Origin of the sequence: Micromonospora sp. NPDC005291 (genome assembly GCF_040607415.1) — a bacterium.
In the GTDB taxonomy this organism is placed as follows: Bacteria; Actinomycetota; Actinomycetes; order Mycobacteriales; family Micromonosporaceae; genus Micromonospora.
The window spans coordinates 76,708-99,216 of the sequence record NZ_JBEXGR010000014.1 but is presented as its reverse complement, the minus strand read 5'-3'; the positions used below and the strand labels follow the sequence as shown (position 1 = coordinate 99,216).

Genomic DNA, 22,509 nt, shown 5'->3' with positions numbered 1-22,509 from the left:
AGCGGTCAACCCACCCGCCGCCAGTGTCCGGCCGCCGCGCTGTCGCCGTCCTCACGCGGCTCCCCGGGCGGGAATTCGACGGTGGGCCGGGGGGTTCTCCGGTTGGAAGATCAGGTCCACTCAATCGGATGGAAGAACCATGCACGTGCGCTCAGACGCGGTAGTGCTGTTCGGCGTCACGGGAGACCTCGTCTCGAAGAAGCTGTTCCCGGCGCTGTACGAGTTGACCAGGCGCAACCGCCTCGACGTCCCCGTGATCGGCGTGGCCCGCTCCCCCTGGGATGATCAGCAACTCGTCACCACCGCCCGCAAGTCGGTCGCCGAGACCAACGACGAGGTCGACGACGAGGCCTTCGACGCGTTGGCGCGCAACCTCTCGATGATCTCCGGCGACTACGCGGACCCCACCACGTACCAGCGCCTGGCCGAACGCCTGCAGGGCGCCGAACGTCCGATCTTCTACCTGGCGATCCCCCCGGCGGTGTTCGGCTCCGTCGTCGAAGGCCTGGCGGCGGTCGGCCTGGCCGACCGTGGTCGGGTGATCGTGGAGAAGCCGTTCGGGCGCGACCTGGAGTCCTCCCACGAGCTGGACCGCACGCTGCGCGCGGCCTTCGACCCGCAGCGCGTCTTCCGCATCGACCACTACCTCGGCAAGGAAGCCGTCGAGGGCCTCTACGCCTTCCGGTTCGCCAACCGGCTGTTCGAGCCGCTGTGGAACAGCGAGCACATCGACAACATTCAGATCACGCTCGCCGAGGGCTTCGGCACCCAGGGCCGCGCGGGCTTCTACGACACGGTGGGCGCCACCCGCGACGTGCTGCAGAACCACATCCTGCAGGTCGTGGCGTTGATCGCGATGGAAGCGCCGGTCGCCGACGACACCGACGCGTTCCGCGAGGCCGAGGTCGCGGTGCTGCGGCAGATCGAGCCGCTGTCACCGGAGTCCACGGTGCGGGGTCAGTACGCCGGCTACCGGGACGAGCCGGGCGTCCGGCCGGACTCCAATACGGAGACGTTCGTCGCCACCCGCTTGACGGTCAACTCCCCTCGCTGGGCGGGGGTGCCGTTCCACCTGCGGACCGGGAAGTCCCTGCCGGGCACGGCGACGGAGGTCGTGGTCGAGTTCAAGCAGCCGCAGCGCTCACTCATCCCCGCCGAGGGCGGTGCCGTGGCGCCGCCGAACCTGCTGCGGTTCCGGCTCGGTCGGGGCGACGGAATCACCATGTCGATCCAGGCGAAGAGCCCGGGCGCCGAGGTGGCCAGCCGTCCCGTGGACCTGTCCGTGGACTTCGGCTCGGCCCTCGGCCGTCGCCAGGAGGCGTACGAACGCCTGCTCGACGACGCCATGGACGGGCAGCATCTGCGGTTCGCCCGCGCGGAGACGATCCAGCAGGAGTGGCGCATCGTCGGGCCGATCCTGGATCTGCCGGCTGAGGTGCAGACGTACGACAAGGGCACCTGGGGCCCGGCGGACGCTGACGCGCTCGCCAACGGCTGGCACACCCCGGACCTGCGGTGACCACGCAGGACACGGTGCGCGCACTCGCTGAGCTGGCGGAGGCCGAGTTCATGCTCCGGTACGAGTCGGGGGCACCAACCGACGTCCAGGATGCGCTCGGCATGGCGGCCACCCGGATGGGCGGCGGAGTGGTGCTGTCCATGCGGCACGACCCCACCAACTACTGGAGCAAAGCACTCGGGTTCGGCTTCGACGAGCCGGTCAGCGGCGATCTGATCGGCCGGGTGTGCGACTTCTACCGCGCGGAGCGGACCCCCGCCGCTGTCATCCAGATCGCCCCTGATCGGTTGCCCGCGGACTGGAACGAGATCCGCGCGCGGGAGAACATCACCGCCGGCAGCACCTGGATGAAGCTCGCCGCCGAGATCGAGACGCTCCGACCCGGCCGCACCGACCTTCGGGTCGGTCCGGTCACGGCCGATCTCGTGGACCAATGGGCGTCGGTGGTGCTGCGCTGTTTCGGTATGCCCGAGGAGCACCTTGGGCCGATGCTCGCGGCCAGCGTCCGCGATCCGGGCTTCCACCCGTACGCCGCCTGGGACGGCGACGAGATGGTCGCCGCCGCCAACCTGTTCATCCACGGTGCGGTGGGCGCGCTCAACACCGGCGCGACCCTGCCGAGCCACCGGGGTCGGGGCGCGCAGTCGGCGCTGCTGACGGCGCGGGCGGCGGCAGCGGCGCAGGCTGGCTGCCGGTGGGTCACGGCCGAGACGGGCCGGCCCGAGACGGGAACGTCCAACTCGTCGCTGAACAACATGCTCCGGGTGGGCCTCACCCATCCCGTCGGTGCTGACTGACCGCTCAGCTCATCGGACCGACCGTCCGGCGACGGTGAGGTTTGCCGCTTCCGCCTGATGTGGGCACGTTGGGGTGGACGTTTCTCGTCCGCTTCGGAGAGGAAGCAGCGCATGCTTTCCGCACTCGATCGTCGGCACACCGTCGCACCGCCCGGCTACAGCCGGTGGCTCATACCCCCGGCGGCGTTGGCCATCCACCTCTGTATCGGCCAGGTCTATGCGACCAGCGTCTACAAGAACTCGCTGATCGCCCACTTCGACGTCAGTCAGACCGCCATCGGGGTGATCTTCAGCATCGCGATCGTGATGCTCGGGTTGTCCGCCGCGGTCGCCGGGACCTGGGTGGAGGCGAACGGGCCGCGCAAGGCGATGTTCGTCTCCGCCTGCTTCTGGGCGGCGGGCTTCCTGGTGGGCTCGCTGGGGATCGCCACGAAGCAACTGTGGCTGTTGTACCTGGGCTACGGGCTGCTCGGCGGCATCGGTCTGGGGATCGGGTACATCTCCCCCGTCTCCACGTTGATCAAGTGGTTCCCGGACCGGCCCGGCCTGGCCACCGGGCTGGCGATCATGGGGTTCGGCGGTGGGGCGATGGTCGCCTCTCCCCTGTCCCGGCAACTGCTGTCGTTCTACGACGCTGGCTACGACCCGGCCAACGCGGGGTCGACGGCGTCGGGCAGCGCCCTGGTGTGGCTGTTCGTGACGCTCGGCCTGGGCTACTTCGTGATCATGATGTTCGGGGTGGCGAACGTGCGGGTGCCCGCGGAGGGCTGGCGGCCGGCCGGCTTCGACCCCGCGAGCGTAGCGGCGAAACCGCTGGTCACCACGGCGAACGTGTCGGCGGCGAACGCGGTGAAGACCCGCTCGTTCTGGCTGCTGTGGGTGGTGCTGTTCTGCAATGTGACAGCGGGCATCGGCATCCTGGAACAGGCCAGCCCGATGATCCAGGACTTCTTCCGCGACAACGGCACCTCGGCGGTGACCGTCGCCGCGGCCGGCGGGTTCGTGGGTCTGCTGTCGCTGTTCAACATGGCCGGCCGCTTCGTGTGGTCGTCCACCTCGGATGTCATCGGGCGCAAGCCGATCTACCTGGTGTACCTGGGTGTGGGCATGGTGCTGTACGCGCTGCTGGCCCTGTTCGGGCAGACGGCCACGGCGCTGTTCGTGCTGCTGGCGTGCGTGATCCTGTCGTTCTACGGCGGCGGGTTCGCCACGGCGCCGGCGTACCTGCGGGACCTGTTCGGCACCTTCCAGGTCGGTGCGATCCACGGCCGGCTGCTGACCGCCTGGTCGGCGGCGGGGATCGCGGGCCCGCTGATCGTCAACGGGTTCCTCGACGCGCAGGGCAAGCCGGGCACGTTGACGGCGGCGGCGTACCGGCCGGCCCTGTTCACCATGGTCGGTGTGCTGGCGGTGGGCTTCGTGGCCAACCTGCTGATCAAGGCGGTGCCCGAGCGGTACCACGAACCGCCGGCGGATCGGAACGTGGATGAGGACACGACGGCGCAGAGGAGTGGCACGCGATGAGTGACGACAGCCGACACGGGCAGCAGGCCCGGTTGTGGATTTCCTGGTTGGTGGTTGCGGCGCTGCTCGGCTACGGGGTGGCGCAGACGGTGATCACGGCGGCGAAACTGTTCACCCACTGAGGTGCGTGCGGGGCGCCGCGCCTCGGTGGGTGCGTCCCGCACGCGGTCACAGACCGCCGGAGACGCGCAGCACCGTGCCCGTGGTGTAGGAGGCGTCCGGGCCGAGCAGCCACGCGATGGCGGCGGCTATCTCGTCGGGCTCCCCTGCGCGGCCCAGCGGGATGCGGCCGGCGGCGGTGTCGGCGCGGTCGGGTACGCCGGAGTCGGCGTGGATGTCGGTGCGCACGATGCCCGGTGCGACGGCGTTGACCCGGATGCCCTGCGGGGCGAGTTCCTTGGCCAGGCCGACGGTGAGGGTGTCGGTGGCGGCCTTCACCGCGGCGTAGTGCACGTACTCCCCGGGGCTGCCGAGCGTCGCCGCGGCCGAGGAGACGTTGACGATGGCACCGCCGTCGCTCAGCCGGCGGGCGGCCTGCTGGGCGCAGAGGACGTAACCGACGAGGTTGACGTCGACGACCCGGCGCAGGTCGTCGACGCGCAGCTCGGTGAACGGCCCGATGGGGCTGGTGACACCGGCGTTGTTGACCAGGCCGGTGAGCGGGCCGAGTTGGGCGGCGGCGTCGAACAGCTCGGTGACCTGGTCGGGGTCGGTGGTGTCGGCGCGTACCGCGATGGCCTGTGCGCCGGTGGCGTGCAGGTCGGCCAGGACGGCGGTGGCGGCGGCGTGGTCGCGGCGGTAGCACAGGGCGATGTGGTGCCCGGCCGCGGCGAGACGGCGGGCGGTGGCCGCGCCGATGCCTCGGCCGCCGCCGGTGATCACGGTAACGGGTGCCACGGTGCCCTCCCGGAGTTGTCGATGGCTGCGTGCGGGTCGCGCCGACGCTACCGTGACCGGCGCGGGTCGGTCGTCGAGAGGAGAGTCACATGCAGCGGGCGCTGGTGCTCGGTGGTGGCGGGGTGACAGGCGTGGCCTGGGAGTTGGGGCTGCTGGCGGGGCTTGTCGAGCGGGGCGTACCGGTCACCGAGGCGGATCTGGTGGTGGGCACGTCGGCGGGCTCGCTGGTCGGTGCGCAGGTGTGTTCCGGGTTGCCCCTGGAGCAGTTCTACGGGGAGCAGTTGGCGCCACCGTCGGGCGTGCTGGCGGCACGGCTGGGCTTCGCGACGCTGGCGCGGATGGTGTGGGCCGGTGGTCGTACCCGTGACGCGGTCCGCTCACGAGCCCGGATCGGGGCGATGGCCCTGGCGGCGCGTACCCCGTCGGAGGCGTCGCGGCGCGCGGTGATCGAGGCTCGCCTGCCGGGCCGGGAGTGGCCGGCGCGGCGACTGCTGGTCACGGCGGTGGACGCGTCCACCGGTGAGTTCGTGGTGTTCGACCGTGACAGCGGGGTGACCCTGGTGGATGCGGTGGGCGCGAGTTGCGCGGTGCCAGGGGTGTGGCCGCCGGTGACGGTCGGGGCGCGCCGCTACGTCGACGGCGGGATGCGCTCCGCCGTGAACGCGGACCTGGCGGCCGGCGCGCAGCGGGTGCTGGTGGTCGCGCCGACGTCGGGGGCGTTCGGGCCGATGCCACGGCTCGCGACGCAGGTGGCCGAGTTGCGGCGGAGCGGTGCGCGGGTGGTGGTTCTGACGCCGGACGCGGCGGCGCGCACGGCGATCGGGCGCAACGTGCTGGACCCGGCGCGGCGGGCCGGATCGGCGCGGGCCGGGCGGGCGCAGGCCGCGGCGGCGGCAGACGAGGTGGCGGCGCTCTGGGCGTGATCGCTTACGCTCACCGCCTGTCCCGACTGACAAGCGGAGGTGCACGGTGGCGGATGTGAACGTTGGCGACGTGGTGGAGGATTTCGAGCTGCCGGATGAGACGGGCACGCCACGGCGACTGTCGGAGCTCTTGGCGGCGGGGCCGGTCGTACTGTTCTTCTACCCGGCGGCCCTGAGTCGGGGTTGCACGGCGGAGAGCTGCCACTTCCGGGACCTGGCGGCGGAGTTCGCCGCAGTCGGTGCGACCCGGGTGGGCATCAGCCGGGACACGGTGGAGAAGCAGGCCGAGTTCTCCAAGCAGCACGGCTTCGACTATCCGCTGCTGTCGGATCCCGATGGGGCGGTCGCGCAGCAGCTCGGGGTGCGGCGGCGGTTGCCGTTGGGTCCGCTGAGCACGAAGCGGATGACGTTCGTGATCGGCACGGACCGGCGGGTGATCGACGTGATCCACAGTGAGGTCAGCATGAACGACCACGCCGACCGGGCGTTGCGGGCACTGGGCGGCTGAGCGGGCGCGAGCCCCGTGCGGCGGGTGTCGCAGCCGGCTGGTATCAAGACAGCAATCAAACAGGTGTACGGAAGAGGGTTGTGATGGATGCCGGCCAGGGTTTGTCCACTAGCGAGGTGCAGAGCATCCGGGAGGCGTTGGCGGCCGGGCGTAAGCCGCGGGTGGTGTTCACCGCATCGGCGGGGCAGATCGCCGGTCAGGTCGGTCAGGTGATCGAGCTGACCGACCCTGAGGTCTCCGACGAGTTCGTGGTGGTGCGCTTCGGCCGCGACGAGTTGCCGTTCTCCCCCGCCGATCTGGCCGTGGCGCCCAAGGGCGCGACCCGTCGGGTGGTGGAGCCGAAACCGGAGCCGGAGCCACAGGAGTCGCCCGCGGTGGCGGCGCCCGAGTTCGTGTTGGACACGCCGAGGGTGCCCGCGCAGCGACAGGAGGAGCCGAAGGTGGAGCAGACGGAGAAGCCGCCGGCGCGGCGGGCGGTCAAGGCCGTCAAGCCGAAGGGTCCCGCGGGCCTCACGGTGACGCTGGCGTACGCCGACGGTGAGTGGACCGTCGCCGCGCAGCAGGGCAGTAAGGCCCTCGCGAAACCGTACGTGGTGAAGCCGGCGGAGGCGTTGAAGATGGTGGCGCTGGTCGACGTGCCGGGTGTGCAGGAGGCGGTGGAGCAGATCCTCGGCACCGAGCGGGCCGAGGCGGAGCAGCAGGCGCAGAAGCTGCGCGCCGAGCTGGCCGAGATCGAGGCACGGCTGGCGGAGCTGCGCGAGGCCCGCTGAGGCTGGTCAGTGCCGGGCGTGGTGTTCCAGTAGCCGGGTGAGCAGCCGGGTCAGTTGGTCGCGTTCGTCGGCGGACAGCGGGGCGAGCAGATCGTGCTGGACCCCGTCCACGGTCTCCCCCATCCGGTCGGCCTCGACGGTCCCGGCGTCGGTGAGGCTGATGACGTTGCGGCGACGGTCGGCCGGGTCGGGGGCGCGCACCACGAGCCCTCGACCGGCCAGGTCGTTGATGGCCGCCACGACGTCGCTGCGGTCGATGCCGCACCGTCGGCCGAGATCGGCCTGGCTGGCGGGTCCGTCCTCGGCCAGCGCGGCGAGCAGCCGGTAGTGGTAGCCGCGTAGGCCGTGAGCGGCGAAGCCCTCGCCGATGAGGCGGGCCGCGTGGCTGGCGGCCTGGTTGAGCAGCCAGCTGGGGGTGGTGCGTAGCCCGGCGGGTGACTGCGGGGACTCCATGGCGGCAGCCTAACAGGATCCGTTGGCGCGACCAACGATCCGTGTTATGTTGGCTGCACCAACGTTGGTTCAGCCAACGTTTTGAAGGAGGCGTCATGTCCACCACTCCCACCCTCAACGGGCAGGTCATCGGCCAGGCCCACTACGCCACCCGCTCCCTGCTGGAGCGTGCCGTGGCTCCGCTCGGGCTCAGCTTCGGGCAGGTGCTCGCGCTCAACGTCCTCGCCGACGGCGCCGTCGACCGGGCGCGGCTCGTACACCGGATCACCGGCACCCTCAAGATCGACGAATCGGCCGTGCACGAGGTGATCGACCAGCTGGTCGACGCCGATCTCGTGCAGGTCGACGAGGGCCCGTCGACGAGCGCCGAAGCGCAGGTGCGGCTCACCGACAACGGTCACGCCACGCAGCGCCGCGTCTCCGCCGCGGTCGCGGACATCACCGCCCGGCTGTACGGGGACATCCCGGCCGACGAGGCGAGCGCCGCCGCCCGGGTCCTCACCCTGATCACCCAACGTGCGAACGCTGAGCTGGCGGCGATCCCGACCTGACCGGACGCCACCGCCGGGCGACCGGCACCCAGGACGCTGGTCCTGGGGCCGGCCGCCTGGACACCTACCGCGCTGGGCGCTGTCCGAGCTGCGACACCACGGCCCGTTGCAGCACCGCGGTCGTGCCCAGCACCGTCCCGGCCGGCCCGTCGGCGGTGTCCGCAACGAGATAGCTGCGCTCACCGAGGTAGTCGAACGTCTGCTCATCGAAGATCCACTCATCGCGGCGGCTCCGCTCGGTGTGCGCGACAGCTATCCCCCGCCGCCCGGCCGCGTCGGTGACCCCGCGCACCACCTCGACCCCCGGGATCTTCGCCGCCGCCCGGTAGAGCGCGGCGCTCGTGACCGGCGGCACCAACGACTCGCGCAGGATGTCGCCGATCGCGGTGAACGCCGCGCCGTCGCGACTGGTGCCCCGGCCCCGCTCCTCGCGTTCCCGGTACAGCTTCGCCAACAGGGCGTCCGGGTCCTCGGGCAGGTCGACCAGCGCCGCGTTCGGCGTCACGTCCGTGAGCGTCTCGCGCTCCGGGATCACACCCACGATCGGCGCGTGGAAGAACGGCTGCTGCAGCAGGCCGTCACCCCGCTCGTCCTGCGGGATCCAGATCTCCCGCTCGCGCACCGGTTGCAACCGCGCTGGGCCGTCACCGAACTCGGCGAAGGCCCCCCGGCTCCTGATGTAGACGTACCCGCCCTCGCCGGACGGTGGCCCCGGCTTGTCGGTGGCCGCTGCGGCCATCCGGTTGAGCAGCAGCGCCGCCCCGACGCGTTCCCCCTGCTCCACCGGGACGATCAGTGGCACGCTGTCCGGTGCCCACGGCTGGGCGATCATCCCGGCCGCGACCGCAACGGTCAGCATGCCCGCCACCGGCGCGAGCACCCGCGCCCGCCGCGGCCGCCGCGACGGCCGCCGGACCTCGGCCAGCAGATGATGCCGCAGTGCCTGTCGGCGCATCGCCGGCAGGGCCGGCACGGGCGGGGCGGAGGGCTTTCTCATCGGTACTCTCCCTGCTCGACGGGGATCATCCGGGTGCCGGCCAGCTCCTGCTGCGCCAGTGCTCGCAGCCGGGTCCGGGCCCGCGACAGCCGGGAGCGCACGGTCCCGACGGGTACGCCCAATGCCTCGGCCGCCGCCGCGTAGTCCAGTTGCGACCACACACAGAGCAGGAACACCTCCCGGTCCGCGCGGCTCAACGCCCGCAGCCCCGCCATAGCGGCAGCCACCTGGTCGGCGTCGTGCACCCGGGCGACCACCTCGTCGGCGAAGTCCGGGACGGTGTCGCGTACCGGCAGCCGCCGCAACGCCTCCCGGTGCCGGCGCGCCGCCCGCCGGCGATTGCGCAGCACATTGGTCGCTATCCCGAGCAGCCACGGCCGCAGACTGTCCCCATCCGGGTGCAGGGATTCGCGGATCCGCCACGCTTCTAGGAAGGTCAGCGACACCACGTCCTCGGCGTGCGCCGGATCGCTTCCACTCCACAGCGCATGTCTATGAACCGCGTCGGCGTGCTCGTCGAAGAGCTCACCCAACGCCTCGGAGTCTCCGGCCCGGATCCGGGCCCGCATCTCAGCTGTCACACAGATATCTGTCCGCTGCCGCCAGTGAGTTCCCACTATCCGTGGATAGAGTTCGCTCAGAAGTAGTCGAGCAACTGCGCCGGCCCGCCGGCACCCAGGAGGTCGAGGGCGGCCGGATCGACCCCGACGGCGTGGTGCAGCAGCCCGGTCTGCGCGACCGAGCGGGCCGGCGCGGCCCCGGCGTAGAGCAGGGCGAAGCCGCGTACGTCCAGCCGCAGGTCGGCCTCGCCGCTGATCCGGGTCAGCTCGCCGGCCCCCTCGGCGACGGCCAACCGCCAGGTGCCGGTGTTCCACTCGGCGAGCGGGTCGGCGAGGGTGAAGTCGACGGTCCCCCGGACGTGGGCGGGCCAGCCGCGCGCGCTCACCGCCCGGGCCACGTCCACCGGCCGGTGCATCCACAGGTCCCGCTCGTGCTCGCGGGCCGACTCCAACGGCAGATGAGGGCTGACGGCGTCGCCGTCGAGGGGACACAGCCGCAGGGTCGGTGCGACGCTGGCCCAACTGGCGAGCACGCCGACCAGTTCCCGGGCGGCCTCGGCGGTCACGGCCAGGGCCTCGTCGACGGTGAGCACGGAATCGGCGCCGTAGCCCCGACCCCGCTGCCAGGTGGCGTAGCCGACCAGGTCGCCGTCGTCCTCGACGAGGGTGAGCCCGTCGCCGGGCAGACCCCGGTCGGCGGCGAAGGAGTCGAACAGCTCGCCCCGACGGGTCAGCATGCCGTTGCGGTGCCGGGTGACCCGCTCGTAGATGGCGGCGACGGCGGGCAGGTCGGCGGCAGTGCCGGCACGGACGGCCAGACGCGAGGCGGGCCGGTGCCGGGGCAGCAGGGCGGTGGCCAGATCGACGGTGCGCAGCACACCGGCGGTCTCCCACCCGCAGGCCCGGTAGGGGGCGGCGATGGTCGGGTAGAGCGCGCTGACCGCTGCCCCACGGTCGCGGGCGCCCCGCAACAGGGCGGTGAGCATCGCACGGGCCACGCCCCGACCACGAGCCTCGGGAGCGACCGCCACCCCGGCCACGTCGGCGGCCGGCACCGCCCGCCCGGACCACCACTGGTCATGGTGCAGGTCGACGGCCTTGCCGACGAGCCGACCGGCGTCGTCGAACGCGCCGTAACGGGTCAGGCCGGCAGGCGTGGCGGTGGCCTGCGCGGGTCGCTGCGGGTCGGAGCCGAACGCGAACCGGCCCAGCTCCCAGGCAGCGTCGAGGTCGTCGGCGGTGAGTTCGCGAACGTGCACGGGGTCGGACATCGGCAAACCCTAACGGGACAGATCCGCGGAGACCGCCGATTTCCTACCGACCCCCCCCTCCCCCTCGCCGTCGCCGTCGCCGTCGCCGTCGATCAAGGAGTTGTGGTGGGTGACAAAGGAGCCCTTACCGCCTCAAGTCAGGCACCACAACTCCATGATCGACCGGGTTGGCCCGCGCACTGGGCTCGGTCAGTGCTGCGGGATGTTGGCTACGCCGATGCGCTTGCGGAACACCCAGTACGTCCAGCCCTGGTAGGCCAGCACGATCGGGGTGAAGATCACCGCCACCCAGGTCATGATCTTCAGGGTGTAGGGGGTGGAGGCGGCGTTGGTGGTGGTCAACGTGCCGGCCACGTCCAGGGTGGAGGGCATCACGTTCGGGAACAGCGCCGCGAACAGGGTCGCCACCGCCAGACCGATCGCCACGGCGGTGCCGGTGAACGCCCAGCCCTCCCGACGTACCTTGGCGGCGGCGAGGCCACCGAGCAGGGCGAGGGCCGCGCCGACGGCGAGCACGACGGCCGCCGCGCTGGAACGGATGCTCAGCGTCCAGGTCAGGAACCCCACCGCGAGCACGGCGGTGCCGACGCCCAGGCGCACCGCGAGGGCACCCGCGCGCTCGCGGATGTCGCCGGTGGTCTTGAGCGCGATGAACACTGCGCCGTGGGTGAGGAACAGCGCGAGGGTGGTCGCGCCACCGAGCAGGGCGTACGGGTTGAGCAGGTTCAACAGGCCGCCGACGTACTCGTGCTCGGCGTCCAGCGGCACACCGCGCAGGATGTTGGCGAAGGCGACGCCCCACAGGATCGCCGGCAGCAGCGAGCCGACCACGATCGCCGCGTCCCAGCGGCGCTTCCAGGACGCCTCGGGGCGCTTGTGCCGGTATTCGAAGGCCACACCGCGGGCGATCAGGGCCAGCAGGATCAGCAGCAGCGGCAGGTAGAAGCCGGAGAAGAGGGTCGCGTACCACTCGGGGAACGCGGCGAACATGGCGCCGCCGGCGGTGATCAGCCAGACCTCGTTGCCGTCCCAGACCGGGCCGATGGTGTTGATCATTACACGGCGTTCCCGGTCGTCGCGGCCGAGCACGGGCAGCAGCATGCCGACGCCGAAGTCGAAGCCCTCCAGGATGAAGTACCCGGTGAACAGCACGGCGACGAGGAGAAACCAGATGGTGGTCAGTTCCACGATGGGCTCCGGGATCAGTAGGCGAAGGCGAGCGGACGCTCGGCGTCGTCGTGGGTGTCGTCGATGGGGTGCTCGTCGCTGACGTCAGGCACGCCGGCCTTGGCGTAGCGCAGCAGCAGCTTGACCTCGATCACGGCGAGGACGGCGTAGATCAACGTGAAGGCGGTGAACGACGTGAGCACCTCGGCCAGCGAGACGCTGCGGGACACACCGTTGCGGGTGAGCATCTCGCCGAAGACGATCCACGGCTGGCGGCCCATCTCGGTGAAGATCCAGCCGAAGGAGTTGGCCAGCAGCGGCAGCACCGGCATGGCCAGCCCGGCGCGCAGCAGCCACTTGCTGCTCGGGGTGCGGCCCTTGCGCTGGCTCCAGAGCACCAGCAGGGCGATCGCGGCGGCGGCCATCCCGAAGGCGATCATGAAGCGGAAGCTCCAGTAGGTGACCGGGATGATCGGGGTGTAGTTGCCCGCGCCGTACTGGGTGGCGTACTGGGCCTGCAGGTCGTTGATGCCGTGGACGGTGCCGTTGGGGTCGCCGGTGCCCAGGTACGACAGCAGGTACGGGATCTTGAGGGCGAACACCTCGCGGCTGCCGTCGAGGCTGCCGATGGTGAGCACGGAGAACGAGGCGGGGCTCTCGGTGGTGTAGAGGCCCTCGGCGGCGGCCATCTTCATCGGCTGCACGTCCGTCATGATCTTGCCCTGGATGTCACCGGTGAACACCACGGCGGCGGAGGCGACCAGGACCACCCAGGAGCCGAACTTCGTGGCGAAGCGGTAGGCGCCAGTGTCGGCGGAGTCGCGGTTGCGGATTACGTGCCACAGGCCGACGGCGACGACCAGCGCGCCGGCGACCAGGAACGAGCCGGCCAGGGTGTGCGGGAAGGTGATCAGGGCGACCTTGTTGGTCAGGACGGCCGGAAAGTCGGTCAGCTCGGCGCGCCCGCTGTCCGGGTTGATCCGGAAGCCGACCGGGTTCTGCATGAACGAGTTCGCCGCGAGGATGAAGTACGCGCTGAGGTTGGTGCCGATCGCGGCGGCCCAGATGCTGGCCAGGTGCGCCCGCTTCGGCAGCCGGTCCCAACCGAAGATCCACAGGCCGATGAAGGTGGATTCGAGGAAGAACGCGACCAGCGCCTCGATGGCGAGGGGGGCGCCGAAGATGTCGCCGACGAAGCGGGAGTAGTCGCTCCAGTTCATGCCGAACTGGAACTCCTGCACGATGCCCGTGACGACGCCCATCGCGAAGTTGATCAGGAACAGCTTGCCGTAGAACTTGGTGAGCTTGAGGTAGCGCTCGTTGCCGGTGCGGTGCCACAACGTCTGCAGGATGGCCACCAGCACGGACAGGCCGATGGTCAGCGGCACGAAGAGAAAGTGGTAGACGGTGGTGACACCGAATTGCCACCGGGCAACGTCCAACGCGTCCACCTGAAACCCCCAGCTGTTCATACTACGAGACGTAGTAAATACTACTGCTCGTCGTAGAGGGATGGGGAGGGCCGGGTGGCCCGAACCTGCCCGGGACCAATGACCCTGATCACCCCGGCCGCCCGGCCCGGCCCGGCGCCGTTCGCGGGCAACCAGGCGACCCGCCCCCGCGGTCCCGCCGCCACGTGCGACGATGGCGCGCTGATGGACACCGCGCACTCCCCCTGGCAGCCGCCGCTGATCTGGCGTGCCGCCCTACTGCTGGCCCGGGCCCTGGTCGGCCTGCTGGCCCGCCTTGAGGTCACCGGCGACGTCCCGGCGCACCTGCGCCGCGGACCGCTGGTGCTGGCCGCCAACCACATCAGCCCGTTCGACCCGGTGGTGATGGTCGCCGCCTGCCAGACCCGCGGCATGGCCCCTCGGATCATGGCGACCGCGGGGCTGTTTCGCGCCCCGGTGGTCGGCGCCGCGATGCGCCACGCCGGACACATCCGTGTCGACCGGGGCACCAGCGCCGTACACCGGGCACTCGACGATGCCGCCAGCGCTGTCGCCCGAGGGTCGGTGATCCTCATCTACCCCGAGGGGCGCATCGGCCTGGACGCCGGCATGTGGCCCGAGCGCGGCAAGACCGGCGCCGCCCGACTGGCCCTGGCCTGCGGCGCACCGGTCATCCCGGTCGCCCATTGGGGAGCCCACGAGGTGCTGCCCTACCGGGCGCCCCGGGGAATGCTGCGCGGCGTCGTCCGGGCGATGTGGCGCCGGCCGGTGATCCGCGTGCACTTCGGCGAACCCGTCGACCTGGGTGAGGTGAGCGCCGCCAGCCCTGGCGCTGCCCGCCGGGCCACCGACCGGATCATCGACGCGCTCACCGACACTCTCGGCCCGCTGCGCCCCGACGAACCCGACGCGCCCCGGCACGTCGACCCCGGCCGCCCGAGCGACCCGAGCCGCGCCCATCGCCGCCGGCCGGGCTGAGCCGGACGTCGTCGTCGCAACCCATGCTCCAGCGCCTGACTAATTGGGCGTTTGTCGGAAAATTGTCTAGGATGTCTACTGTGAACAGTACGGACATGCTGCACGAGAACCCGAAGCGCGCCGCCGTCCTCGCGGGGGCGGTCGGCGTGTTCGGACGTTACGGATTCCAGAAGACGTCGATGGAGGCGGTCGCCAAGGTGGCCGGCATTTCCCGACCTGGCCTGTACCTCATGTTCCCCAACAAGGAGCAGTTGTACCGCGCCACCATGCAGAGCATCCTGGAGCGCGCCCAGCGGGCCATGGAGGCGCGCCTCGCCGACCAGTCGCTGAGCTTCGACGAGCGTATCGTGGCGGGGCTTGATGCGCTGATGGGCCCGTACATCGACAGCCCGGCGGCCCGCGACCTCAACGAACTGCTGGAAAACAGCGGGTCCCAGCTGGGTTCGATGCTCCACGACTACCAGGAGCGGGCCCGGGCGACGCTGAGCGCCCACATCGCCGCGTTCGCCCCACCCGGCCTGCTCGAGGCTGACCTGACCGCGGACGACGTGATGGAGCTGCTCCTCTCCGCCGCACTGACCTGGAAGTCGACCTCGTCCACCAGGGACCAGTTTCGCGATCGGATCTGCCGGAGCCTCCGACTGATCCACCGCCCCACGCGCTGACCCCCCGCCCAGCGAGCGGCGCTCATTCGACAGCATCAGTCAGACTCGGTCGTACCCTGCGGCTGCCCGACGGCGATCGAGCAACCCCGTACCCCTCGTCCGATGGTTGGAGCGCATGTCCCACACCCTCCTCGTCTGGTTGGTCGGCGGCGTCCTGCTCGTGGGCGCGGGACTCGCGACGAGCCTGGTCCCCGCGCGGCGGGCACGGGATCGGGAGCGGCGGACCGCCTGGTCCGCCGCCCGCTCGGCCATCGACACCGCGACCGTCAGCCGGGACGCGGCGACGAGCCCGGTGCCGGCGGCCGAGCAGTTGCTGGCCCGCGCCGAGTTGATCGCCGCCGCACAGGGCGGGGCGACCGCCGCGCGGACGGCGGCGGAACACGCCCAGCAGGCCGACCGGTTGTGGCGGGCGCACCGGTGACGGCCCGCCGATCGCACCGCTACGGGTTGCTGCGCTGGGCGCTCCTCGGCGTCGCCGCCGTCGTCCTGGTGGTCTTCCTGCACGCCCAGCAGCAACACGGCGCCGACGTCAGCTACGGGCGGTCCCCGGCAGACTCGGCGACGATCGCGAAGGGCCCGGCCCCCAGGGCGGGCGACCCGACCGTGCCGTCGGTGGACGAGATGACCGCGCTGGTGGCCGGCAGTCCGGTGGTGCGGCTGCCCGGTTCGATCGCGCATTGGAACGAGCAGCGGGTCCGCGAGGCAGCCGGCGACCACCCCCTCCGCATCCTGGTCGCGCCGCCCTGGCTCGACGAGGACGAAAGGCGCCGGCTACGGGAGGTGAAGAACGCCACCGTCGTGGTGAGCGGCACCGACGTGTCCGGCGGCTTCTACCGGGCCGTACCCGATGACCTGCCCGGCTGGCGCGCGCGGTTCGCCACCGCCGACGTGACGGGCCCGCTGGTGACACTGATCGCCGCGCTGCGGGAGGTGCCCGCCCCGGCCGACCACGAGGAACTGCGGTGGCGCGAGCCGAGCGATCGGGAGCTGGCCGTCGCCGCCGCCGACCTGCGGACCAGAGGCCTGCACGCCGCGGCCGGGGCGAGCCTCGCCGGTGTACCCGGCAAGGCCGCGAAGACCGCGTTCCCGGACGGCGCCCTGTACGTGGCGCTGCCCGCGCAGCCGTTCGGCGAACCCCTGCCCCGGTACGGGCCAGCCCTGACCGAGCTGTTTCCGGGCACCCCGATCATCGTGATGTACGGCCTCTGGATCGAATACCACGGCCCGGCGGCGGACTTCGCGGAGGTGGCCGGGGCGAGCTTCTACGGCCAGTTCGCCGACCGGGTCAGCGAGTACGACTATTCCCAGGACCAGGTGCTGTCGGTCTACCTGAACCGGGTCACCGATATCCGCTACTCGGGGCTGTTCGACCGTCCGCTGCCGTACCAGCCGGTAGACCCGCTGCGCGTGGCTCTGCCCGCGCTGCCGTGGCTGTTCGCGGGTTGCGTGGCGATGTTTCTGGCCCTGTCGGTCCGGTCGCTGCGCCGGCCGGACGGCGTGGGGATCCGGTGGGGCGGCGGCGCGCCGGCACGGCTGGCCGGTCTCACCGCGCTCGCCGTCGAGATGTCCCTGCTGACCGACGCCCGCAGCAACCCGGCGCTGACCCGGGGCATCGTGAAGCTCCAGGCGGCCCGCGCCGCGTTGGACGAGGACCTGCCGGACCACCACGTGCGTTCGTTGCTGAACGAGGCGGCCGACGAACTGGACGACGGCGCCCGGACGTTGGGCCTCGCCAGTTACCGCCCGGACCTTTATCTGCAGGGCAGGTTGTCGTGAAACAGTCCGTCCGACGATGGCTCGGTGCCCTGATCGGCACGCCCTTCGGTGTCGCCGTCCTGGCCTGCCTCGTGCTGGCCGGCTGGGCGCTGTGGACCGGCGGGGTGCTCGACGGCCCGGCCGCCCGCCAGGTCCGCACCTCCTCCGTCTACGCGGCGCCGGGTGTCGACCTGGACCGGGCCGCGGCCGAACGGATCATCGGCAACCGCAGGCTGGTCGTGCTGATGCTGGAGCCGGGTGCCGACCTCAGAAAGGGGTGCCGTCAGGTCACGCGCGCCGCAGACGGGAACGTCGTGCTGGTGATGAGCCGCGACGCCGATGACTACGACACGTGGGGATGCGCGCTGCTGCCCGGGCGCGACGACGAGAACTTCGGCCGAGCCGCCGTGGCAGAGACGATCATCAGCCGGGGCATCGACACCTTCACCGACCGCCCGCTGGAGGCGCTGAAGGTTGTCACCGTCAACTACGACCTGCTGGTGAAGGCCGGCACCGTTCCCGACGGCGCGCGCACGATCAGCCCGTCGCTGCCCCGCTACCTGCTCGCGGCGGCGGCCCTCCTGGCCGTCGTCGTCGGCTCGGCCACGCTCTACATCGGAGGTCGCCGGGCGGGCCGGCTCGCGGACGCCCGGCGGAGCCGCCGCGACGAGAACGCCGACGGCCGCAGCGCGCTGAGCGCCGCCACCGCCGTGCTGGCCCAGCAGATCATCGACCTCGACCAGCGGTACGCGGCGACCCGACGCCGAGGCCGCGTCAGCGCCGTCGAGAGGGCGTTCGGCAGGGATTACCAGGCACTGACCTCGGACTATTCCGAGCTGCTCGACCGCGTCGCGGCCCTGGACGCGGGCGACGACGCAGCCGTACGCCTGCTCGTCGACCACGTTGACGGATTGAACCGGAGGGCGCTGCGGACGGCTCGGACCCCATCCACAGCTGATGCCGGCTTGCGCGGTCGAAAAGGTTGATGACATGGGTGTGAACGATCGAGGTGCAGCCGGCCCACTCGCGCATCGTTGCGGCGATCGTCGCCGGTAGGTCATCCGCGGTCCACCGGCGGCGGGCATACTGCGTCGCGTGCTGACCCGACCCGGCTACCTCGACGCGCCCGCGCCGCTGGCGTTCGCCCACCGTGGCGGCGCCGCCGAGGGCGACGAGAACACCACCGAGGCGTTCGCCCGCGCCATCGGGCTGGGCTACCGGTACGTGGAGACCGACGTGCACGCCACCGCGGACGGCGTGGCGGTGATCTTCCACGACCCGACGTTGCGCCGGGTCACCGGTTCCGCGGGGCGCATCGCTGACCTGAGCTGGGCCGACCTCGCCTCGGTACGCGTCGGCGGCGCTGCCGTCGTACCCCGGCTCGACGAGGTGCTGGGCGCCTGGCCGCAGGTTCGCTTCAACATCGACGTGAAGGCCGACGGCGGCGTCGAGCCGACGGTCGGGGCCGTGACCCGGGCAGGCGCCGTCGACCGGGTGTTGCTCGCCTCGTTCAGCGACGCCCGCCTGACCCGGTTGCGCGCCCTCACCGAGGGGCGGGTCGCCACCAGCCTCGGCATGCGCGGGGTCGCCCGGCTGCGGCTCGCCTCCCTGCACGGGCGCCCGCTGCGGCTGCCCCCGTCGGTGGTCGCCGCGCAGGTGCCGCCGCACTACGGGCGGGTGCCGGTGGTGGACCGCCGGTTCCTCGACTACTGCCACCGGATCGGCCTGCAGGTGCACGTCTGGACGATCGACGAACCCGCCCAGATGCACGACTTACTGGATCGCGGTGTGGATGGCATCATGACCGATCACGTCGGCGTGCTGCGCGACGTCTACCGCAGCCGCGGCCACTGGGCCGCCTGACCATCGAAGGACCCCCGATGGCCGAGACCGTGACCCCCACGGTGGACGACACCCCGCCCCCGGCGAGCACTCGCCGCGAGCGCCGCGGCTGGTACATCTACGACTGGGCCAACTCCGCGTTCCAGACCACGGTGATCACCGTGTTCCTCGGCCCGTTCCTGACCACCGTCGCCGAGTTGGCCGCCGGCTGCGAACTGGGCGCGGACACCTGCGACGGTTTCGTGTACCCGCTGGGCATCAAGGTCGCCGCCGGGTCGTACTACCCGTATTTGATCTCGCTGTCGGTGTTCCTCACCGTGTTCGTGCTGCCGGTCATCGGGGCGATCGCCGACCGGTCGGCGCACAAGAAGCGGCTGCTCGGCGGCGCCGCGTTCACCGGCGCCGGCGCGACCATCCTGATGGCCTTCGTCACCGGCGACCGCTACCTGCTCGGCGGGGCGCTGTTCCTGGTCGCCAACATCTCCTTCGGCGCGGCCATCGTGGTCTACAACTCGTTCCTGCCGCAGCTCGGCGGTCCCGACGAACGCGACGGCATCTCCAGCCGCGGTTGGGCGCTGGGCTACCTCGGTGGCGGCCTGCTGCTGGCGCTCAACCTCGTCGCGATCACCCTGTTCGACGACGGAGACAACCCGCAACGCACCCTGGACCTGGCCCGCTGGTCGATCGTGTCCGCCGGGGTGTGGTGGGCGGCGTTCACGCTGGTGCCGTTGCGCTGGTTGCGTGAGCGCCCCAGCGTCGCGGCCCTGACCGGCGGCGGCAACGTGCTCATCGACGGGTTCCGACAGCTCGGGCGCACCATGCGGGAGATCAAGGCGTACCCGCTGACGCTGTACTTCCTGCTCGCCTTCCTGGTCTACAACGATGGCATCCAGACCGTCATCACCCTGGCCAGCCAGTACGGCACCGAGGAGCTGCGCCTGGAGCAGAGCACCCTGATCGTCACGATCCTGCTCGTGCAGTTCCTCGCCTTCGGCGGCGCGTTGAGCCTGGGCGCGCTGGCCAAGCGCATCGGCGCCTGGAAGACCGTGCTGCTCAGCCTGGTGCTCTGGACCTTTGTGATCATCGCCGCGTTCCGGCTGCCCGCCGAGGCGCCGGTGCCGTTCATGGTCCTCGGCGCCGCCATCGGCCTGGTCCTCGGCGGCAGCCAGGCGCTGAGCCGGTCGCTGTTCAGCCAGCTCATCCCCGCCGGGAAGGAAGGCGAGTACTACGGCTTCTACGAGATCAGCGACAAGGGCACCAGTTGGCTCGGCCCGCTCGCCTTCGGCCTGGTGTTCCAGCTCACCTCCTCCTACCGGGTGGGCCTGGTCTCACTGTTGATCTTCTTCGTGGTCGGTTTCCTGCTCCTCGCCGCCGTGCCGATCCGCCGTGCCATCGTCGCCGCGGGCAACACGCCGCCCCGGGTGCTCTGAGCACGCATCCCGTACCCAGAAGATCAAGGGTGGTCGATGGGATAGGCTGCCCGACCGTGACTGACGACGCCGCCATCTCCCCGACCTGCCTGGCCCACCCGCACCACGGCGAGGCCGGGTGCGCGGCTGCGCGCGGGCTCGACGGGCGTCCGCTGCACGCGGCGGCGTTGAAGTTCTTCTGGGGGCCGATGGACTGCGGCAAGTCCACGATGGCGCTCCAGATGAACTACAACCACGCCCGGCAGGGCCGTCGTGGACTGGTCACCACCCGCATCGACCGGTCGCTGGGCCCGCAGGTCACCACCCGCATCGGGCTCGCGCACGAGGCCATCGAGGTCACCGACGACCTGGACCTGCGGGCCCTGGTCCGCGGCCGATGGGCCGACGGGGTACGCGTCGACTACCTGATCTGCGACGAGGCGTGCTTCTACACCGTCGACCACGTCGAGCAGATGGCCGAGCTGGTCGACAGCTACGACGTGGACGTGTTCGCGTTCGGCCTGGCCACCGACTTCCGGTCCTGCCTGTTCCCCGCCACCCAGCGGCTGTTCGAGCTGGCCGACGAGGTGGCCCGCATCCAGGTCGAGGTGCTCTGCTGGTGCGGCCGGGAAGGGCTGCTCAACGCCCGCGTCGTCGACGGGCGGGTGGTCCGCGAGGGCGCGCAGGTCGTCATCGGCGACACGGTCGACACCGCCGACGTGCGCTACCAGGTGCTCTGCCGCCGGCACTACCGCAGCGGCGACCTCGGCCCGGTGACCACCGACCGCTGAGCGCCAACGCGGCGGCCGACCGCCCCCACGGACGGTCAGGACGGCCGCGCGACCCGGAACCGATCGGTCATGATCACGCCAACGGTCACCGCCACCGCCATCGCGGCGCAGGCCGCGGCGGGTACCCCAAGCCCGACACAGGCCGGTATCAGCGCCAGCAGCACCACCACCGCGGTGATCCGGCTGCTCGGCCGGACCCGCCACAGCACCGCCTTGTAGGCGGCGTGCCCGGCGAGGAACAGTGCCGGGCCGCCCAGCGTGAACAGCGCGGTGACCGTGCTGGCCTGCGCACCGGGCTCACGCAGCAGCCGCTCGTCGCCAGCCGCGGTGACGATGATCCCGGCGACCATGACCGGGTGCAGGTAGTTGAAGGCCACCCGACTCAACGCCCCGGTGCGCTCACCGGCGCGGGCGATGACGTCCGTCGCTGCCGGCGCAGACCGGGCGAAGTACACCCACCACAACGCCACCGAACCGGCGAAGGCCAGCAGGAACGCCCCCGACGTCACCGTGTCCAGCCGCTGCGCGAGGGTGGTCCCGGTGACCAGGATCGACTCACCCAGGGCGATCAGGATGAATCCCTGGCACCGCATGGCCAGGTGGCCGCCCTCCACACCCCACCGCTCGGGGCGGGTGCGGCCCAGCCCGGGCACCGGATACCCCGTGGACAGGCCGATCACGTCGATAACGATCGCCGCCGCCCACAGCACCTCGCGCGTACCGTCGCCGGCCAGGCCGCCGAGCACCACGAGCACCGAGGCCCCGGTGAACCACGGCAGCGTCTTCTGGAAGCCGTCGGTCAACGACGCGACACCCCGCACCGCCCACAGCGAGAACACGGTGCGGCCCATCTGTACCGCCACGTAGACCACGGCGAACAGCAGGCCGCTTGTGGCGAAGGCCTCCGGGATCGCCGCGGACAGCAGCAGACTGCCCAGCATCACCGCGATCAGCATCGCCCGCACCGGGCCCTGGTCCGGACTCAGCCAGTTCGTCACCCAGGCGGTGTAGACCCAGACGAACCAAACCAGCGCCAGCAACAGCGCGGTACGCACCACACCTCGCCAGTCCGGATGCGCGATCAGGTAGTGCGCCAACTGGATGATGCTGAAGATGAAGACCAGGTCGAAGAAGAGTTCGGTCGCCGTGGTCGGCTCCACCGATCGACGCTCGCGCAGCAGCGAGGGACGCACCGGCTCGATGACCGGCACCTCAGAAGGGGTCACCGCAGACCCGCCAGTCCCCGTCCTCGCGGACCACCGGTAGGCGACGTTCCTCGCTGAGCCCGCCGTCGCGGGTCACCTTCACGGTCACCGTGCCCTGCGGGCGTCCGCCACGGGTGGCCACCGACACGTCGGTGATCTCGTAGTCGGTCACCATCGGCGGAGTACGCACCCAACTCGTGAAGCCGATCGCGCTCCACCGGCTGCGCGCGTCCTCGCAGAGCCGCTCGTACGCCTTGTCGCTGTCGCCGAGGGCCACCTCGTTCAGGAACCCGTCAGCGGTCTCCCGGATCGGGCCGGCGGCCTGACGGACGGTCTGCAGATTCCAGGCGCCCAGCCCGGCCGCCCCGATGCAGCACAGCACCACACCGAACCCGACGAAGGCCAGCCCGGTGCGCATCGGGCGGTTGCGCCGGGCCGGTCGGCTCCATGGCTGGCCGGCACCCACGACTACCGAC

At 71.3% G+C, this 22,509-nt stretch carries 25 protein-coding genes; 16 read left to right on the top strand and 9 right to left on the bottom strand.

Features of this window, described 5'->3' with window-relative positions; all coding sequences use genetic code 11:
• The first annotated feature begins 139 nt into the window (after window positions 1-139).
• The 4 genes from zwf (at window position 140) to ABZT18_RS19825 (ending at window position 3,962) form a co-directional block, all read left to right on the top strand.
• On the top strand, window positions 140-1,519 hold the full coding sequence (gene zwf, locus ABZT18_RS19840) for a glucose-6-phosphate dehydrogenase (protein WP_354996432.1): 1,380 nt from the start codon (window positions 140-142) through the stop codon (window positions 1,517-1,519).
• Window positions 1,516-2,316 (top strand): GNAT family N-acetyltransferase, encoded by an 801-nt coding sequence (locus ABZT18_RS19835; RefSeq protein ID WP_354996431.1) that lies wholly within the window; start codon window positions 1,516-1,518, stop codon window positions 2,314-2,316. Before zwf ends, ABZT18_RS19835 begins: the two co-directional genes overlap by 4 nt.
• A gap of 111 nt (window positions 2,317-2,427) precedes the next feature.
• On the top strand, window positions 2,428-3,840 hold the full coding sequence (locus ABZT18_RS19830; RefSeq protein WP_354996430.1) for an OFA family MFS transporter: 1,413 nt from the start codon (window positions 2,428-2,430) through the stop codon (window positions 3,838-3,840).
• Window positions 3,837-3,962, top strand: coding sequence for a hypothetical protein (locus tag ABZT18_RS19825; protein WP_260321921.1), 126 nt, complete (start codon window positions 3,837-3,839; stop codon window positions 3,960-3,962). The genes ABZT18_RS19830 and ABZT18_RS19825 overlap by 4 nt, the downstream gene beginning before the upstream one ends.
• 46 nt (window positions 3,963-4,008) lie before the next feature.
• On the opposite strand, the gene ABZT18_RS19820 is transcribed toward ABZT18_RS19825, so the two are convergent.
• Window positions 4,009-4,737: an SDR family oxidoreductase gene (locus ABZT18_RS19820; RefSeq protein ID WP_355252115.1), complete on the bottom strand. Its 729-nt coding sequence runs from the start codon at window positions 4,735-4,737 to the stop codon at window positions 4,009-4,011.
• An 89-nt stretch (window positions 4,738-4,826) separates the two neighbouring features.
• On the opposite strand from ABZT18_RS19820, the gene ABZT18_RS19815 reads away from it, so the two are divergent.
• The 3 genes from ABZT18_RS19815 (at window position 4,827) to ABZT18_RS19805 (ending at window position 6,938) form a co-directional block, all read left to right on the top strand.
• Complete coding sequence (locus ABZT18_RS19815) at window positions 4,827-5,660, top strand: patatin-like phospholipase family protein (RefSeq protein WP_355252112.1); 834 nt, start codon at window positions 4,827-4,829, stop codon at window positions 5,658-5,660.
• A gap of 46 nt (window positions 5,661-5,706) precedes the next feature.
• A complete protein-coding gene (locus tag ABZT18_RS19810) occupies window positions 5,707-6,168 on the top strand; it encodes a peroxiredoxin (RefSeq protein WP_354996426.1) in 462 nt (153 codons plus the stop codon).
• 83 nt (window positions 6,169-6,251) lie between these two features.
• Entirely contained in the window at window positions 6,252-6,938 is a 687-nt protein-coding gene (locus ABZT18_RS19805; protein WP_354996425.1) for a hypothetical protein, read from the top strand.
• 6 nt (window positions 6,939-6,944) lie between these two features.
• On the opposite strand, the gene ABZT18_RS19800 is transcribed toward ABZT18_RS19805, so the two are convergent.
• On the bottom strand, window positions 6,945-7,391 hold the full coding sequence (locus ABZT18_RS19800; protein WP_355252109.1) for a MarR family transcriptional regulator: 447 nt from the start codon (window positions 7,389-7,391) through the stop codon (window positions 6,945-6,947).
• Window positions 7,392-7,486: 95 nt separating this feature from the next.
• On the opposite strand from ABZT18_RS19800, the gene ABZT18_RS19795 reads away from it, so the two are divergent.
• On the top strand, window positions 7,487-7,942 hold the full coding sequence (locus ABZT18_RS19795) for a MarR family winged helix-turn-helix transcriptional regulator (RefSeq protein ID WP_355252106.1): 456 nt from the start codon (window positions 7,487-7,489) through the stop codon (window positions 7,940-7,942).
• 64 nt (window positions 7,943-8,006) lie between these two features.
• Here ABZT18_RS19795 and ABZT18_RS19790 read toward each other — a convergent pair whose 3' ends face one another.
• The 5 genes from ABZT18_RS19790 to ABZT18_RS19770 all read right to left on the bottom strand — a co-directional run bounded on the left by ABZT18_RS19790 (window position 8,007) and on the right by ABZT18_RS19770 (window position 13,388).
• Complete coding sequence (locus tag ABZT18_RS19790; RefSeq protein ID WP_354996422.1) at window positions 8,007-8,939, bottom strand: CU044_5270 family protein; 933 nt, start codon at window positions 8,937-8,939, stop codon at window positions 8,007-8,009.
• Window positions 8,936-9,520, bottom strand: coding sequence for an RNA polymerase sigma factor (locus ABZT18_RS19785; protein ID WP_354996421.1), 585 nt, complete (start codon window positions 9,518-9,520; stop codon window positions 8,936-8,938). The genes ABZT18_RS19790 and ABZT18_RS19785 overlap by 4 nt, the downstream gene beginning before the upstream one ends.
• A gap of 56 nt (window positions 9,521-9,576) precedes the next feature.
• A complete protein-coding gene (locus ABZT18_RS19780; protein ID WP_354996420.1) occupies window positions 9,577-10,770 on the bottom strand; it encodes a GNAT family N-acetyltransferase in 1,194 nt (397 codons plus the stop codon).
• 189 nt (window positions 10,771-10,959) lie between these two features.
• Entirely contained in the window at window positions 10,960-11,958 is a 999-nt protein-coding gene (gene cydB / locus ABZT18_RS19775; RefSeq protein ID WP_354996419.1) for a cytochrome d ubiquinol oxidase subunit II, read from the bottom strand.
• A gap of 14 nt (window positions 11,959-11,972) precedes the next feature.
• Window positions 11,973-13,388 (bottom strand): cytochrome ubiquinol oxidase subunit I, encoded by a 1,416-nt coding sequence (locus tag ABZT18_RS19770; protein WP_354996511.1) that lies wholly within the window; start codon window positions 13,386-13,388, stop codon window positions 11,973-11,975.
• 204 nt (window positions 13,389-13,592) lie between these two features.
• Between ABZT18_RS19770 and ABZT18_RS19765 the strand changes: the two genes are divergently transcribed.
• From ABZT18_RS19765 to ABZT18_RS19730, 8 genes are all read left to right on the top strand, one after another.
• Complete coding sequence (locus ABZT18_RS19765) at window positions 13,593-14,366, top strand: lysophospholipid acyltransferase family protein (RefSeq protein ID WP_354996510.1); 774 nt, start codon at window positions 13,593-13,595, stop codon at window positions 14,364-14,366.
• Window positions 14,367-14,446: 80 nt separating this feature from the next.
• The gene (locus ABZT18_RS19760) at window positions 14,447-15,031 is read left to right on the top strand and encodes a TetR/AcrR family transcriptional regulator (protein WP_354996418.1); all 585 of its coding nucleotides are present in this window, start codon (window positions 14,447-14,449) and stop codon (window positions 15,029-15,031) included.
• A gap of 115 nt (window positions 15,032-15,146) precedes the next feature.
• The gene (locus ABZT18_RS19755) at window positions 15,147-15,452 is read left to right on the top strand and encodes a DUF6403 family protein (RefSeq protein WP_354996417.1); all 306 of its coding nucleotides are present in this window, start codon (window positions 15,147-15,149) and stop codon (window positions 15,450-15,452) included.
• Window positions 15,449-16,807 (top strand): hypothetical protein, encoded by a 1,359-nt coding sequence (locus tag ABZT18_RS19750; protein ID WP_354996416.1) that lies wholly within the window; start codon window positions 15,449-15,451, stop codon window positions 16,805-16,807. Before ABZT18_RS19755 ends, ABZT18_RS19750 begins: the two co-directional genes overlap by 4 nt.
• Window positions 16,804-17,772 carry a hypothetical protein gene (locus ABZT18_RS19745; protein ID WP_354996415.1) on the top strand — a complete coding sequence of 323 codons (969 nt, stop codon included), beginning with the start codon at window positions 16,804-16,806 and terminating at the stop codon, window positions 17,770-17,772. The genes ABZT18_RS19750 and ABZT18_RS19745 overlap by 4 nt, the downstream gene beginning before the upstream one ends.
• 109 nt (window positions 17,773-17,881) lie before the next feature.
• Window positions 17,882-18,649, top strand: coding sequence for a glycerophosphodiester phosphodiesterase (locus tag ABZT18_RS19740; protein WP_354996414.1), 768 nt, complete (start codon window positions 17,882-17,884; stop codon window positions 18,647-18,649).
• Between the two features lie 17 nt (window positions 18,650-18,666).
• Entirely contained in the window at window positions 18,667-20,058 is a 1,392-nt protein-coding gene (locus ABZT18_RS19735) for an MFS transporter (RefSeq protein ID WP_354996413.1), read from the top strand.
• Between the two features lie 89 nt (window positions 20,059-20,147).
• Window positions 20,148-20,828, top strand: a complete 681-nt coding sequence (locus tag ABZT18_RS19730) for a thymidine kinase (protein ID WP_355169945.1) — start codon at window positions 20,148-20,150, stop codon at window positions 20,826-20,828.
• Window positions 20,829-20,863: 35 nt separating this feature from the next.
• On the opposite strand, the gene ABZT18_RS19725 is transcribed toward ABZT18_RS19730, so the two are convergent.
• The gene (locus ABZT18_RS19725) at window positions 20,864-22,054 is read right to left on the bottom strand and encodes a low temperature requirement protein A (protein ID WP_355252103.1); all 1,191 of its coding nucleotides are present in this window, start codon (window positions 22,052-22,054) and stop codon (window positions 20,864-20,866) included.
• Window positions 22,041-22,499 (bottom strand): hypothetical protein, encoded by a 459-nt coding sequence (locus tag ABZT18_RS19720; protein WP_354996411.1) that lies wholly within the window; start codon window positions 22,497-22,499, stop codon window positions 22,041-22,043. Before ABZT18_RS19720 ends, ABZT18_RS19725 begins: the two co-directional genes overlap by 14 nt.
• Window positions 22,500-22,509 lie beyond the last annotated feature (10 nt).

Bases quoted from the DNA above. Each gene is read 5' to 3' on its own strand.
- ABZT18_RS19780 (WP_354996420.1), bottom strand. From the start codon at position 10,770: ATGTCCGACCCCGTGCACGTTCGCGAACTCACCGCCGACGACCTCGAC.
- zwf (WP_354996432.1), top strand. From the start codon at position 140: ATGCACGTGCGCTCAGACGCGGTAGTGCTGTTCGGCGTCACGGGAGAC.
- ABZT18_RS19825 (WP_260321921.1), top strand. From the start codon at position 3,837: ATGAGTGACGACAGCCGACACGGGCAGCAGGCCCGGTTGTGGATTTCC.
- ABZT18_RS19805 (WP_354996425.1), top strand. From the start codon at position 6,252: ATGGATGCCGGCCAGGGTTTGTCCACTAGCGAGGTGCAGAGCATCCGG.
- ABZT18_RS19790 (WP_354996422.1), bottom strand. From the start codon at position 8,939: ATGAGAAAGCCCTCCGCCCCGCCCGTGCCGGCCCTGCCGGCGATGCGC.
- ABZT18_RS19765 (WP_354996510.1), top strand. From the start codon at position 13,593: ATGGACACCGCGCACTCCCCCTGGCAGCCGCCGCTGATCTGGCGTGCC.
- ABZT18_RS19795 (WP_355252106.1), top strand. From the start codon at position 7,487: ATGTCCACCACTCCCACCCTCAACGGGCAGGTCATCGGCCAGGCCCAC.
- ABZT18_RS19755 (WP_354996417.1), top strand. From the start codon at position 15,147: ATGTCCCACACCCTCCTCGTCTGGTTGGTCGGCGGCGTCCTGCTCGTG.
- ABZT18_RS19735 (WP_354996413.1), top strand. From the start codon at position 18,667: ATGGCCGAGACCGTGACCCCCACGGTGGACGACACCCCGCCCCCGGCG.
- ABZT18_RS19830 (WP_354996430.1), top strand. From the start codon at position 2,428: ATGCTTTCCGCACTCGATCGTCGGCACACCGTCGCACCGCCCGGCTAC.
- ABZT18_RS19815 (WP_355252112.1), top strand. From the start codon at position 4,827: ATGCAGCGGGCGCTGGTGCTCGGTGGTGGCGGGGTGACAGGCGTGGCC.
- ABZT18_RS19800 (WP_355252109.1), bottom strand. From the start codon at position 7,391: ATGGAGTCCCCGCAGTCACCCGCCGGGCTACGCACCACCCCCAGCTGG.